Origin of the sequence: Pantoea sp. EEL5 (genome assembly GCF_049892805.1) — a bacterium.
Taxonomy (GTDB): Bacteria; Pseudomonadota; Gammaproteobacteria; order Enterobacterales; family Enterobacteriaceae; genus Pantoea; species Pantoea ananatis.
Window position 1 is genome coordinate 516,926 of the sequence record NZ_JBNDNJ010000002.1, and the last position, 13,390, is coordinate 530,315.

The following is a 13,390-nucleotide window of genomic DNA, read 5'->3' on the forward strand; positions in this document are numbered from 1 at the left end:
CTAAAACCACAGAGACCATTATGCAGTACCCGATTAACGAAATGTTCCAGACGCTGCAAGGCGAAGGTTATTACACCGGCGTGCCGGCTATTTTCATCCGCTTACAGGGATGTCCGGTAGGATGCAGCTGGTGTGACACCAAACACACCTGGGAAAAACAGGCGGATCGGGAAACATCATTAGGCGATATTCTGGTCAAAACGGTGGAAAGCGATGCCTGGGGCAACGCCGATACGGCGGCGCTGCTCAGCAGCATCGCGCAACAGGGCTGGACGGCCCGGCATGTGGTGATCACTGGCGGCGAACCGGCCATTTACGATTTACGCCCGCTGACCGCATCGCTGGAGGCGGCAGGATTTCAATGCCAGATTGAGACCAGCGGAACCCATGAAATCCACTGTTCCGAACAAACCTGGGTTACCGTTTCACCCAAGGTAAATATGCGCGGCGGATACGACGTGCTGGCTCAGGCCCTGAGCCGTGCGGATGAAATCAAACATCCGGTTGCCCGGCAACGTGATGTGGAGGCGTTAGACGACCTGCTGGCTGGCATTCAGGACAGCAAAGCTCGAATCATTGCGCTGCAGCCAATTAGCCGCAAAGATGAGGCGACAAAACTTTGTATTGAAACCTGTATTGCGCGCAACTGGCGCCTGTCGATGCAGACACATAAATATCTGAACATCGCCTGATAAGACTCAGGCGGCCTCTCGCCGCCTGACCGTTATTGCTTCGCTTTCCAGGCCTCAAAAGCCTGTTTGATCTCCGCTTTGGCCGCGCTGGCGTCTTCGAATCCCTTCAGCTCCACGTTTTTACGCCCTTCCGGCAGCGCTTTATAGACGCGAAAGAACGCTTCCAGCCGCTGCTGTTCCAGCTTTGGCAGATCGGCGACCGTCTGAATCGCATCATAGGTCGGATCGACTTTGCTGGCCGGAACCGCCACGATTTTGTCATCCACTTCGCCACCGTCGATCATTTTCAGTACGCCAATCGGGCGCAGTTTAATTAATGTCCCGGGCGCAAGTGGGGCGCGGGTGTAGAAGATCACATCCAGCGGATCGTTATCGCCGCCCAGCGATTGCGTCAGCGAACCGTAGTTTGCCGGATAAGCGACCGGCATCGACTGAAAACGATCGGCAACGATAAAACCGGTTTTCGCATCGGTTTCATATTTGATGATTCCGCCTGCGGGAATTTCCGTCACGGCATAGAATTCGTCGGGCAGTGAGTCGGGTTGTGGAAAGCTTAGGATGTTTTCCGCCTGAACGGCGGCAGAGGCGGTGATAAAGAAGAGACAAGCAAAAAGCGGTTTTACCGGGTTCATTGTTGATTCTCTTGATCTTTAATGAAGGAGAGAACAGCCTGGTGGGGAAAGATGACAGAAGGATGACGTCACACAGAGGAGGAGAGTTCAGCTGATGTCGTGCAGGAGAGGCGGCAGCAGGCCGATCAACAGGTCAGTAAGCGGGTGACCGGCCCTGCGCTGCCGTACAGAGCAGATTAACCGCGATAGGTGCAGCCTGCAGTACAGGTTTCTTTGATCATCACCGCACTCAGCAGCGGCAGGCGAGGCTTCATGTGATCCCAAATCCATTTTGCCAAGACTTCGCTGGTGGGATTCTCCAGTCCGGGGATCTCATTAAGATAGTAGTGATCGAGCCTGTCATAGAGGGGTTTAAACGCCGCTTTCAGCTCAGCAAAATCCATGACCCAGCCGGTATGCGCATCCACTTCACCGGTAATTTCCAGACGAACAAGGAATGAGTGGCCGTGCAGACGGCCGCATTTATGTCCTGCCGGCACATTGGGTAAATAGTGTGCGGCTTCGAACTGGAACTCTTTAAATAACGTGGTAGACATAATCGCTCTCAGGCATTAAAAACGGCTGAATTCTACCTGAAAGAGCAGTTTTTCGCATCTGCTAAGCGCCGTTAAACGACGATTAAGCCAGAATAGTAAAAGGATTCGCGCGCCTTTCCCAAAATGCGCTCAGCCATGACCCGGATCGTCAGCCGGAAGCCGCGCCACGATAGCTTCCGCTATGCCGTAATCCTCAATCAGCAGCCGTTGCTGCTCTGAACGTGACAGCGGCGTAAAGGTTTCCTTTCCCTCAGAGTCCCTGATCACCCGTTCTCCCTTCACGATTCCGGTGATGCTCCCTGCGCTGGCGCGGCGAATCAGCAAGGCACCGTCAAAGCGGCTGCTATGTCGGCTCTGTTGATGACGTGACTGAAACGCGTCAACGGGGAGGCCGGTAGTCAGAATTTTGCAGTCGATTCCTGCCCGACCCAGCGGTTTCCAGTGTATGTACCAACTGCCGTCTCGCTCATAAACGCGTGTGCCCCAGACGGGATGGGGATTCAGCCTGGCTTCCAGCGGGAGCGGATGGCCATGGAGCAGCGTGCTGTCAACCACCCGCGTGCCTGCATCCATGTTAACAAACAGCATGCCATGACCGGGGGAACCTGCGGGCGTCGGACGTGAGGACAGCATGGTGGAAAGGCCAAACTGCACGTTAAATCCCACGTGTATCAGCAGGGCATGCAGCGCGCCATGGCCCGCCCAGCAGGTGCCGCCTGTGCCATAGGTTAACCAGTGAGTGAAAAAGTCGGTTGCCGTGCTGCCGGGCAAGGGGAGGGCGCTGTCGTGGTCAGTCATCAGACGGCGGCGGAGATTATCAAAGGGTACCGACTGGCACCAGGCGCGATATATCTCACTCAGTCCGATCTCATCAGGAGCGGGAGGCGCGCTAAACCCCAGTTTTTGCAGAATCTGCTCCGCCATTGCTTGCGGTAACGCGGTGATAATGCCTGGCACCTGTCGTCGCTCCTGGTCGTTTTCCTGTTGTTAACCCAGCAATTTGCCGCGATCACCCGTCGTAAAGTCCAGTGAGCGCCGTGATTACCTGAGTGTGTTAACTCTCAATATTCTTACCACTTTTAACGATTAATTTTATCTGAAAAACCATTTAGTCATTTTGGTTATTTGATATGTCGAAGGCGTATTTAATCGTTAATATAGCAGCCTGTACCCTTTCTTCTCTTCCGCTACTATTCGGTCCGGACTTCTGCTACTGGAATTTTTATCGCGATGACGACTCAGGCACCAGGCACAATGCTTCCGCTCTCTCCGGAGCAACTTGCTCGTTTACAGGCAGCAACGACAGATTTTTCCACCACTCAGATGGCCTGGCTCTCTGGCTATTTCTGGGGCATGGTCAATCAAACGCCAGGCCAGGCGGTTGCCAGCGCGCCTGCGCAGGCTGAAACCCCGGCGATTACGCTGCTCTCTGCTTCACAAACCGGCAATGCCCGCCGGGTAGCCGAGCAGTTACGCGATGACCTGCAGGCGGCAAAACTGACCGTGAATCTGGTCAACGCGGGCGACTTTAAATTTAAGCAGATTGGCCAGGAAAAAATTCTGATTGTCGTGACCTCGACGCAGGGCGAAGGCGAACCACCGGAAGAGGCCGTTGCGCTGCATAAATTCCTGATGTCTAAGAAAGCGCCCAAAATGGACGGCGCGGCCTTTGCCGTGTTTGGTCTGGGCGATACCTCCTATGAATTCTTCAGCAAAGCGGGCAAAGATTTTGACAGCCGCCTGGCCGAGCTGGGTGCAGAACGACTGCTGGATCGGGTCGATGCGGATGTTGAATATGCCGAGCAGGCCAGCGCCTGGCGCGCGGCAATTACTGCCGCACTGAAAGAACGCGTACCGGCAGCGTCACCGGCCCAGAGTGCGGCAACCGTCGCCGGCAGCGTGAACGAAGTCTTCACCAGCCCTTACACTAAAGAGCAGCCGCTTAGTGCCAGCCTGGCGGTGAACCAGAAAATTACCGGGCGCGATTCGGACAAAGATGTGCGTCATATCGAAATCGACCTGGGCGATTCAGGGTTACGCTACCAGCCTGGTGATGCGCTGGGCGTCTGGTATGAGAATGACGCCGCGCTGGTTAACGAGCTGCTTGAACTGGTGTGGCTAAAAGGCGATGAGCCGGTTGAGGTGCAGGGCCAGACGTTACCGCTGGCAGAGGCGTTGCAGAAGCATTTTGAGTTAACGGTCAATACGGCGCAAATCGTCGCGCAGTACGCAGCCTTAGCGCGTAACGACGAACTGCTGTCGCTGGTGGATGATAAAGCCAAACTGCAGCAGTATGCGCAACGCTATCCGATTGTTGATATGGTTCGTCTGGCACCAGCCCAACTGAGCGCAGAACAGTTATCCGGCTTGCTGCGTCCGTTAACGCCGCGTCTTTACTCTATCGCTTCGTCTCAGGCCGAAACCGATACCGAAGTACATATCACCGTGGGGGCCGTGCGCTTTGATATTGAAGGGCGCCCGCGCGGCGGCGGCGCTTCCACCTGGCTGGCGGATCGCATTGAAGAAGACGGTGAGGTGCGCGTGTTTATCGAACACAACGATAATTTTCGCCTGCCCGCCAACCCGGATGCACCGGTCATTATGATTGGGCCTGGCACCGGTATTGCGCCGTTCCGCGCCTTTATGCAGCAGCGCGAGAACGACGGCGCCAGCGGTAAAAACTGGCTATTCTTTGGCAATCCACACTTTACTGACGATTTCCTGTATCAGGTGGAATGGCAGAAATACGTGAAAGATGGCCTGTTAACGAATATCGATCTGGCCTGGTCGCGCGATCAGGCCGAGAAAATTTACGTACAAGATAAAATCCGCGCCAAGGGTGCGGAGGTGTGGAGCTGGTTACAGGAAGGCGCGCACCTTTACGTCTGCGGCGACGCCAATCGTATGGCAAAAGACGTTGAGCAGGCATTACTGGATGTGGTGGTCGAACACGGCGCTATGGATCGTGAAACGGCTGACGAATTTTTAAGTGAGCTGCGCATTGAGCGCCGTTATCAGCGAGACGTTTACTAATGACTGAAAAATACCCTGGCCCGCTGGTGGTTGAAGGCAAACTTACCGACGCTGAGCGTTTAAAAAAAGAGAGCAACTACCTGCGCGGTACCATCCTTGAGGACCTCGACGAGGGCCTGACCGGTGGTTTCAGCGGCGATAACTTCCTGCTGATCCGTTTTCACGGCATGTACCAGCAGGATGACCGCGATATTCGTGCTGAACGTGCGGAGCAAAAACTTGAGCCTCGCCATGCGATGATGCTGCGCTGTCGTCTGCCGGGCGGGATCATTACGCCGACCCAGTGGCTGGCGATTGATAAATTTGCTACCGATAAAACCCTTTACGGCAGCATCCGTTTGACCAACCGTCAGACTTTCCAGTTTCACGGCATTCTGAAGAAGAACGTGAAGCCGACGCACCAGATGCTGCACGAAGTGGGGCTGGATGCGCTGGCGACAGCGAATGACGTTAACCGTAACGTCCTCTGCACCTCAAACCCAGTGGAGTCTGAGTTGCATCAGGAAGCCTATGAGTGGGCCAAAAAGCTGTCAGAGCATCTGCTGCCGCAAACCCGCGCTTATGCCGAGATCTGGTGGGATCAGGAAAAAGTGGCGACCACCGACGAAGAGCCGATCCTGGGCCAGACCTACCTGCCGCGTAAGTTTAAAACCACGGTGGTGATTCCGCCGCATAACGATGTTGATCTGCACGCTAACGATCTGAACTTTATCGCGATTGCGGAAAACGGCAAGCTGGTGGGCTTTAACCTGCTGGTGGGCGGCGGCTTGTCTATCGAGCACGGTAATAAAGCCACCTATGCGCGCACCGCCAGCGAATTTGGCTACTTCCCGGTCGATAAGATCCTGGATGTGGCAGCGGCGGTAGTGACGACGCAGCGCGACTGGGGCAACCGTACCGATCGTAAAAACGCCAAAACCAAATACACGCTGGAACGCGTAGGCGTAGAGACGTTTAAGGCGGAAGTCGAGAAGCGCGCCGGTGTCACGTTTGCACCGACACGTCCTTACGAATTCACCACCCGTGGCGATCGCATTGGCTGGATCAAGGGCATTGATAACAAGTGGCATCTGACGCTGTTCATCGAAAACGGTCGTCTGCTGGATTATCCGGGACGTCCGCTGAAAAGCGGCGTGGCGGAAATCGCCAAAATCCATCAGGGCGATTTCCGTCTGACCGCCAATCAGAACCTGATTGTGGCAGGCGTGCCGGAAAGCCAAAAAGCGCAGATTGAAGCGATTGCCCGCGAACACGGCCTGATGGAAAACGTGACGGCCCAGCGGGAAAACTCGATGGCCTGCGTGGCGTTTCCAACCTGTCCGCTGGCGATGGCGGAGGCTGAACGTTTTCTGCCGTCTTTCGTGACGAAAGTCGAAGAGATCATGCACAGCCATGGCGTAGGCGAAGAGCACATAGTGTTACGCGTTACCGGTTGTCCGAACGGCTGTGGCCGTGCCATGCTGGCAGAAGTGGGCCTGGTGGGGAAAGCGCCGGGCCGTTACAACCTGCATATCGGGGGTAACCGCATCGGAACGCGCATTCCACGTATGTATCGCGAAAATATTACTGAAAGTGAAATTCTCGCCACACTTGATGAGCTGGTAGGTCGCTGGGCGAAAGAGCGCGAGGCCGCAGAAGGCTTTGGTGACTTCGTGATTCGGGCTGGCATTGTTACGCCGGTGTTGGATCCTGCGCGCGACTTCTGGCAGGAGGCAAAATGAGTATCGATCTTGCAGCACTGAATGAGATGTCGAAGGTCCAGCGCGCGATGGCGTTGGCGGCAACCAACGCCCAACTGGAAAAAGCCACGGCTGAAGAGCGTGTAAGCTGGGCACTGGAAAATCTGCCGGGGGCTTACGTGCTCTCGTCCAGCTTTGGCATTCAGGCTGCGGTATCGCTGCATCTGGTGACGCGCGTACAACCGGATATTCCGGTCATCCTCACCGATACCGGTTATCTGTTTCCGGAAACCTACCGCTTTATTGATGAACTGGCTGACCAGCTTAACCTTAACCTGCAGGTGTTCCGGGCGGAAACCTCGCCAGCGTGGCAGGAAGCCCGCTACGGCAAGCTGTGGGAGCAAGGGGTAGAGGGCATTGAACAGTACAACCAGATCAACAAAGTTGAGCCGATGAATCGGGCGCTGGAAACCCTGGGCGCCCAAACCTGGTTTGCGGGCCTGCGACGCGATCAGTCAGGCAGCCGCGCCACATTGCCGGTACTGGGCGTGCAGCGCGGCGTGTTTAAAGTGCTGCCGATTATTGACTGGGATAACCGTCAGATTCATCAGTATCTGCAAACCCACAACCTGAAATACCATCCGCTGTGGGAGGAAGGCTATCTGTCTGTCGGAGATACGCACACCACGCGCAAGTGGGAGCCGGGGATGGCAGAAGAAGAAACGCGTTTCTTTGGCCTGAAACGTGAGTGCGGCCTGCACGAAGGCTAACTGACGCGCTGAGTTCTGGTAACGGGCGATCCTCTGGGGTCGCCCGTTTTGCTATGGCCTCCGTCATCGCCTCAGGGGAAGGATGTCGGCTGCGATCAAAACGCCGTCTCGACGCTGTCCACCACCCGGTATTCATCATCCACTAAGGGAAGATAACGCCATTTATCAAATGCCGTGCACGGATGAGAAATACCGCATCCGATCCAGTCTCCCGGCATCAGCGATTCATCGTCAGGCACGCGTAAATAGGCGTGCTGATCGTTAACCTCACTGATGTGCAGATGCGTGCCGATTCGTGGCGCGGTGCCATCCGGCTGGCGAATCCACAACGGCACGGGCAAATCCTGATCGAAAGGCACGTCCCGTCTGCCAAAATCCAGCAGCGCCAGACCAGATTCAGGGCGGGAAAGCACGCGCCCCCAGATTTCCAGGGCCGCTTCAAAATGGTGGTCAGCGCCGGGCTGGGAAAAAGGCGCAATACGCGAATAGAGCCCGCTGTCGTGTGCCATGTAGGCACCCGAGCGAATCAAAGGCTGAACCGGCAGCGGCAAAACGGCCTGGGTAAAACAGGCTGTTACCACATCAAACCACGCCCCCCCGCCTGCGCTGAGCAGAATCGTCTTGCTGTGGAACAGCTGGCGTTCAGCCAGCATTCTGGCGCAGTCCAGCATAACGTTGCAGTAGTGCTGAATTAACGCCACGCCAGCCGCATCCCGCCCGGCACCCAGCGCGCCTTCATAGCCTGCGACACCCACAAGATGAAGATGGCGACTTTGGGCAATGCGCTCAGCAATCGCCAGCACCTCCTCTTCGGTTCTGCATCCTGTTCTGCCGCCGGGAATCGACACTTCAATCAAGACCGCAATGGCCGTGTCGCCCAGGTTTTGCTCCAGCAGCGTGACGCCCGCCAGGGAGTCAACGTAACAGAGAAAGCCGTGGTCAGGATGCCGACGCTGCCATTCACCAATCCAGCGAATTCCGCCAGGATCGACACATTCGTTTGCCAGAAACACGTTGCGGATACCGAAATGGCGCAGGGCGCGCACCTGAGCAGGTGTTGCTGCGCTGATCCCCCACGCGCCGCCCTGGGTCACGGCCCGGCGTAAGACTGCCGGTGCCATTGAGGTTTTGCCATGTGCCGCCAGCATGACGCCTTTCTCCTGGCAAAACGCCGCTAACTGCCGCAGGTTGTTTTCCAGAGCGGACTGTTTCATTACCATGACGGGCGAAAAGACATCTTCACTACTCAGCACGGCGGTGCCGACCTTAAGGGGAGCATCGCCCTCACCGGCAACCGATTTAAAGCGGGGCGACGGCTGCGCAGTGTCCAGCTTCGCGTCTGCGACCAGCGGAAAATGTAAAGACATGGCGGCTCCTTAGTGCTCAAGCACGCGTGACAGAAACTGTTGCGTGCGCGGATTCTGCGGATGAACAAAAATGTCGTCCGGCTTACCCTGCTCAGCAATCACGCCCTGATCCATAAAAACAACGCGATCGGCTGTTTTCCGGGCAAACCCCATTTCGTGGGTCACCACCACCATTGTCATGCCCTCGCGCGCCAGCCCGCGCATCACTTCCATTACTTCACCCACTAATTCAGGATCGAGAGCGGACGTGGCTTCATCAAAGAACATGATTTTTGGCTGCACCGCCAGGGCGCGCGCAATGGCCACACGTTGTTGCTGTCCCCCGGAGAGCTGAGAAGGATAGTGATCGGCGCGGTCAGCCAGTCCAACGCGCTCCAGCGCTGCCATCCCGCGCGAATTCGCCTCGGCCACTGACAGTTTCTGCGCTTTTATCAGCGCCAGGGTGACATTGCCGAGGGCGGTTTTATGAGGAAACAGGTTGAACTGCTGAAACACCATGCCCACCTGACCACAAATATCACGATTGCGTTTTGGGTCGTGCAGCGGAACGTCGTTAACCCAAATTTCGCCACCGTCGGCCTTTTCCAGACCACTCATGATCCGTAGTACGGTACTTTTACCGGAACCGGATGCGCCGATCAGCACCAGCACCTCTCCGGGCGAGACATCAAGGCTGATCTCTTTCAGAACTTGCGTAGCGCCAAATGACTTCGTAATCCGGCTCAGAGTAATGGCTGCATTTTTCATGATAACGAGTTCCTGGTTTGCTGATGCTGGACCCAGCGGGAAAGCGGAAAACAGATAACGAAATAGAGCAGGGCAACCAGACCATAAACCACTACGGGCTGTCCGATGCGATCGACGATGGCCTGGCCCTGATGCATCAGTTCCGACATGCCTATCATGCTGACGATAGAGGTATCTTTAATCAGCGACAGATACTGACCCACCAGCGGCGGCAATACGATGCCGCGAGTTTGCGGCAGAATCACGCTGGTGAAAGTCTGCCGCCTGGAGAGCCCAAGGATCCACGAAACTTCCCACTGTCCTTTCGGCACGGCTTCAATCCCGCCACGAAAAATCTCGGCAATGTAAGCGCCCTGATAAATGCTCAGGCCCAAAATGCCTGCGGCAAACAGGTTGATGTCATACCCGAAATAGGCCACGCCAAAGTAAATAAACATCAGCGTGATAAGCACGGGCGTGCCGCGAAACAGCTCGGTATAGATCACGGCAATTTGCCGGGCGACAGGGATGCGGCTGGTACGCAAAATCGCGGCCAGTAAACCCAGCAACGTGCTGCCCGCAATGGCAGCGACCGACAGCAATAACGTAATCACCAGACCGCGCCACAGGAGCGGCAGACTGCTGAGGATCAATTCGCTCATTGGGCTGGCTCCCGTTTAATCGTATGGGAAAACATTCTTTTCGCCTGCGTCCAGATGGGCCGTTTGACCGAGCCAACCAGCGGCGGCATAAACAGTCGGCGTCCCGCGACATTGCCCAGCCAGGAAAACAGGTTACTGAGAAACAGATAGACCAGCGCGACGACGCTGAATGTCTGAATGTAGAGCAGCGTACGCGCATTGATGACCGTTGCAGTTCCCGTCAACTCCGGTAGCGCAATGGCTGACAGCAGTGAGGTGCCCAACAGTAGCTGAATCAGGTTGTTAATAATCGCGGGCCAGACGGCGCGCGCGGCCTGTGGCATGACCACGTTTAAAAATCGCTGGCGACGACTAATGCCAAGAATCCAGGCGGCTTCCAGCTGACCTTTGGGGACGGACTGAATACCGGCGCGAAAAACCTCAGCCAGATACGCACCGACGTTAATCCCCAGCGCCAGCACGCCCGCGGTAAAGGCGCTCATGGTAATGCCCAGCGAGGGAAGCCCGAAAAAGACGATAAAAATCTGCAGCAACACGGGCGTGTTACGAATAAATTCAACGTAGCCGTGGCTCAACCAGCGCAAAGGCGCAAAAGTCGCAGATTTCGCCAGCGCGGCCAGCAGTCCCAGTACCAGCGCCAGCATAAAAGCCAGCAACGTCACCTGAAGCGTTAACCAGGTCGCGGCGAGAAAGGTATCGGCATATTGCCAGAGTGTCAGCCATTGGTAGCGCATAGAAAGCCTCCTCAGGAGGACACAGGCGTGACCTGTGTCCTCTTCTGTCAGAACTGCGGATTCAGCGGATAGCGAGGCTTACTGCCAAACCATTTTTGGTAGAGCTGAGTGTTCTCACCTGATGCGTTAATTTCAAACAGGAATTCGTTGAGATAGTTTGTCCACACCTGATCGCCTTGCTTGACGCCGAACGCGTTGTATTCCAGCGGAACCAGGGCTTCATTAGTGACTTCCAGTGTTGGGTCGAGTTTGGCCTGATAGGCGAGGAAGTTATTATCTTCAATCATGGCATCTGCCTGACCCTGCTTCACAGCCAGAATTGCTGCCTGAGAGGAATCATATTCCTGGATCTTTACATCGATCCCCATGCTGCGAACTTCGTCGCCGTTGGTCGAGCCTTTGACCGTCGCGATAGTTTTTCCTGCCATGTCGTGGGCCGATTTGATTCCGCTTACTTTGCGAACCAGCATCGCTTCACTGGCCACCACGTAAGGCTGAGTAAAACCAATCTCTTTGGCGCGCTCCAGGTTGCGGGTGAAATTACAGAACACGACATCCACTTTATTGGTTTGCAGATTAGGAATGCGGTTAGCGCTGGTGGTGTTCACCATTTCGAGCTTTACCCCCATCGCTTTTGCCAGGGCTTTGGCCAGATCCACATCGTAACCGTCGGGATTACCGGCTTTATCGTAAAAACCGAAGGGCGCAAAGCTCAGGCAGTCACCCACCCGCAACGTGCCACGCTGAAGCACGGTTTGCAGCGTGGATGCCGGTGCGGCACCTGCGGTTTCATTTTTATTGTCCGTTGGCGTACAACCGGCCAGTGCCACCACGGTGAACAGGGCAGGCAGGAACCGGGTGAATACATTTTGCTGGAAAGTGGTATTCATATTTCTGCTCTCAAATAAAAGAGGGATATCACCAACATTATTAAATAATGTGGAGAGACGTTTTTTAATTATCACTTTTATACCGAATGCGTTTATTTCTGGCCGGGGAGATAAGAATCAGCTTTTATTTCCGTTCGGCATTAAAACACGTCATATCGACTTCGACTTTGCAATCCACAACCAGGTCCTGCACGCTGCAAATACGGGCGGGCGGGTTATCATGAAAAAGCTCACTAAACACTTTATTAAATGAGCTGAAGTAACGTGCATCCGTCAGGACCGCCGTCACATGCACCACATCCTGAATCCGATATCCTGCTTCCTGCATAATGGTCAGACAGTTGTCGAAGGCCAGGCGCGTCTGCTCAATGATGCCGCCTTCAACGACCTCGCCGCCTTTCATTGGCGTCTGCCCGGAGATATACAGCCAGCCGTCGGCTTCTACCGCACGGGCAAAAGGCAGCTTTTGTCCTCCGGTACCGACACCGCCCTCTGTGCCATAGCGCTTGATTGTCATGCTTGTGCCCTTAGAATCATTCCTGTAGCTTGTCTGATATACCGGAATTAAATCTGCAATACCGGATAGATCGAGATTTGCACAATGTTATTTCTTTTGCAATAGCCTGATCAGGGATTATTTTGATGCTTTACAACTGGCTTCACGAATATTTGTCATTAATGATAAGTTTTTTAAATAAATGGTGATGAAGATCTCTTTTTATCATTATTGAGTGCGCTCTTTTGGTGCCCTGATAAATAGCATGTCGCGAAAAAAAGAAAAGCCGGGATAGCGTGCGCGACCGTAGGTAAAACAAAGTGGGCTGTGTATGATGTATTACATCAACCTTAACGTGACGATCCCGGCAGGAGAATAAGGGTATGCAGGAAGATAAACCCGCCAGAGCACGTGGCGTGGACCGTGTGATCGCGATTTTTCGTCAGTTACACGTTGCCCGCCAGCCCATGGCGATGCGTGAACTGATCGAGGCGACGGGCGCGCCCCGCTCAAGCGTGTATGAACTGGTTAATCTGTTGAGTGAGGCGGGGCTGGTCGAAATTGATTCGGAAGGCAGTATCTATTTTGGCCGTGAAATGCACTATTACGGTGCAGATTATATGGCGCACAATCCCCTGATCCGTCGTGCCCATCAGTTAATGATCGAGATGGTTGCTGAGCATGGTGAAACCGTGCAGCTGTGTATGCTGGAAGGCAATAAATACACGGTGGTGCTGTCAGAGAGCAATGCCCATCCGTTCAAGATAACCTCCGATATCGGCGTTAAAATCCCGATTCCCTGGACAGCCACCGGCCGCTTGCTGCTGAGTAACTGGAGCGATGAGGCGATTTTGGCGCTGATCCCGGAAGAGGATTACCAGCTGGCGAACGGGAAGGTGCTGGATAAGCAGGACTTTCTGGCTGACATTCACCGGGCTGGGCATCTTGGCTACTCCATGACGGAAGGGCTGTCAGAGAGCTTTACCTGCTGTATGGCTGCGCCTATTCGCGCCCGCAACGATCTGGCGGTGGCGGCCATCTGTTTTATGGTCAGCCGGGATACACCAGAAGCGCGGCGTCAGATGCTGCTGAAAACCTTAATTAACGCGGGTCAGAAGCTGTCTGACTTTACCTGAGCCGACGGGCAAGTTGAAAGCAGCGCCGCGTGGGGAA

At 55.0% G+C, this 13,390-nt stretch carries 14 protein-coding genes; 5 read left to right on the forward strand and 9 right to left on the reverse strand.

Features of this window, described 5'->3' with window-relative positions:
- Positions 1 to 20: 20 nt before the first annotated feature.
- Positions 21 to 692, forward strand: a complete 672-nt coding sequence (gene queE, locus ACPXSQ_RS13985) for a 7-carboxy-7-deazaguanine synthase QueE (RefSeq protein ID WP_019104727.1) — start codon at positions 21 to 23, stop codon at positions 690 to 692.
- A gap of 32 nt (positions 693 to 724) precedes the next feature.
- Here queE and ACPXSQ_RS13990 read toward each other — a convergent pair whose 3' ends face one another.
- The 3 genes from ACPXSQ_RS13990 to ACPXSQ_RS14000 all read right to left on the reverse strand — a co-directional run bounded on the left by ACPXSQ_RS13990 (position 725) and on the right by ACPXSQ_RS14000 (position 2,817).
- Complete coding sequence (locus tag ACPXSQ_RS13990; protein ID WP_426144105.1) at positions 725 to 1,324, reverse strand: inorganic diphosphatase; 600 nt, start codon at positions 1,322 to 1,324, stop codon at positions 725 to 727.
- A gap of 176 nt (positions 1,325 to 1,500) precedes the next feature.
- Positions 1,501 to 1,860, reverse strand: a complete 360-nt coding sequence (gene queD / locus ACPXSQ_RS13995) for a 6-carboxytetrahydropterin synthase QueD (protein WP_013026939.1) — start codon at positions 1,858 to 1,860, stop codon at positions 1,501 to 1,503.
- A 129-nt stretch (positions 1,861 to 1,989) separates the two neighbouring features.
- Positions 1,990 to 2,817, reverse strand: coding sequence for an arylamine N-acetyltransferase family protein (locus ACPXSQ_RS14000; protein ID WP_013026938.1), 828 nt, complete (start codon positions 2,815 to 2,817; stop codon positions 1,990 to 1,992).
- A 273-nt stretch (positions 2,818 to 3,090) separates the two neighbouring features.
- Between ACPXSQ_RS14000 and cysJ the strand changes: the two genes are divergently transcribed.
- The 3 genes from cysJ to ACPXSQ_RS14015 are packed head-to-tail and all read left to right on the forward strand — an operon-like array spanning position 3,091 to position 7,342.
- Positions 3,091 to 4,893 (forward strand): NADPH-dependent assimilatory sulfite reductase flavoprotein subunit, encoded by a 1,803-nt coding sequence (cysJ, locus tag ACPXSQ_RS14005; RefSeq protein ID WP_013026937.1) that lies wholly within the window; start codon positions 3,091 to 3,093, stop codon positions 4,891 to 4,893.
- Positions 4,893 to 6,614, forward strand: a complete 1,722-nt coding sequence (gene cysI / locus ACPXSQ_RS14010) for an assimilatory sulfite reductase (NADPH) hemoprotein subunit (RefSeq protein ID WP_014594442.1) — start codon at positions 4,893 to 4,895, stop codon at positions 6,612 to 6,614. The genes cysJ and cysI overlap by 1 nt, the downstream gene beginning before the upstream one ends.
- Positions 6,611 to 7,342 (forward strand): phosphoadenylyl-sulfate reductase, encoded by a 732-nt coding sequence (locus ACPXSQ_RS14015; RefSeq protein WP_014594441.1) that lies wholly within the window; start codon positions 6,611 to 6,613, stop codon positions 7,340 to 7,342. Before cysI ends, ACPXSQ_RS14015 begins: the two co-directional genes overlap by 4 nt.
- Before the next feature lie 95 nt (positions 7,343 to 7,437).
- On the opposite strand, the gene ACPXSQ_RS14020 is transcribed toward ACPXSQ_RS14015, so the two are convergent.
- From ACPXSQ_RS14020 to ACPXSQ_RS14045, 6 genes are all read right to left on the reverse strand, one after another.
- A complete protein-coding gene (locus ACPXSQ_RS14020; protein WP_426144108.1) occupies positions 7,438 to 8,709 on the reverse strand; it encodes an alanine racemase in 1,272 nt (423 codons plus the stop codon).
- A gap of 9 nt (positions 8,710 to 8,718) precedes the next feature.
- Positions 8,719 to 9,456, reverse strand: a complete 738-nt coding sequence (locus ACPXSQ_RS14025) for an amino acid ABC transporter ATP-binding protein (protein WP_013026933.1) — start codon at positions 9,454 to 9,456, stop codon at positions 8,719 to 8,721.
- Complete coding sequence (locus ACPXSQ_RS14030) at positions 9,453 to 10,097, reverse strand: amino acid ABC transporter permease (RefSeq protein ID WP_013026932.1); 645 nt, start codon at positions 10,095 to 10,097, stop codon at positions 9,453 to 9,455. Before ACPXSQ_RS14030 ends, ACPXSQ_RS14025 begins: the two co-directional genes overlap by 4 nt.
- Positions 10,094 to 10,831 carry an amino acid ABC transporter permease gene (locus ACPXSQ_RS14035; protein ID WP_426144111.1) on the reverse strand — a complete coding sequence of 246 codons (738 nt, stop codon included), beginning with the start codon at positions 10,829 to 10,831 and terminating at the stop codon, positions 10,094 to 10,096. The genes ACPXSQ_RS14030 and ACPXSQ_RS14035 overlap by 4 nt, the downstream gene beginning before the upstream one ends.
- 47 nt (positions 10,832 to 10,878) lie before the next feature.
- A complete protein-coding gene (locus ACPXSQ_RS14040) occupies positions 10,879 to 11,721 on the reverse strand; it encodes a transporter substrate-binding domain-containing protein (protein ID WP_426144113.1) in 843 nt (280 codons plus the stop codon).
- Between the two features lie 124 nt (positions 11,722 to 11,845).
- Complete coding sequence (locus ACPXSQ_RS14045; protein WP_013026929.1) at positions 11,846 to 12,238, reverse strand: RidA family protein; 393 nt, start codon at positions 12,236 to 12,238, stop codon at positions 11,846 to 11,848.
- Between the two features lie 362 nt (positions 12,239 to 12,600).
- On the opposite strand from ACPXSQ_RS14045, the gene ACPXSQ_RS14050 reads away from it, so the two are divergent.
- Positions 12,601 to 13,353, forward strand: a complete 753-nt coding sequence (locus ACPXSQ_RS14050) for an IclR family transcriptional regulator (protein WP_013026928.1) — start codon at positions 12,601 to 12,603, stop codon at positions 13,351 to 13,353.
- Positions 13,354 to 13,390 lie beyond the last annotated feature (37 nt).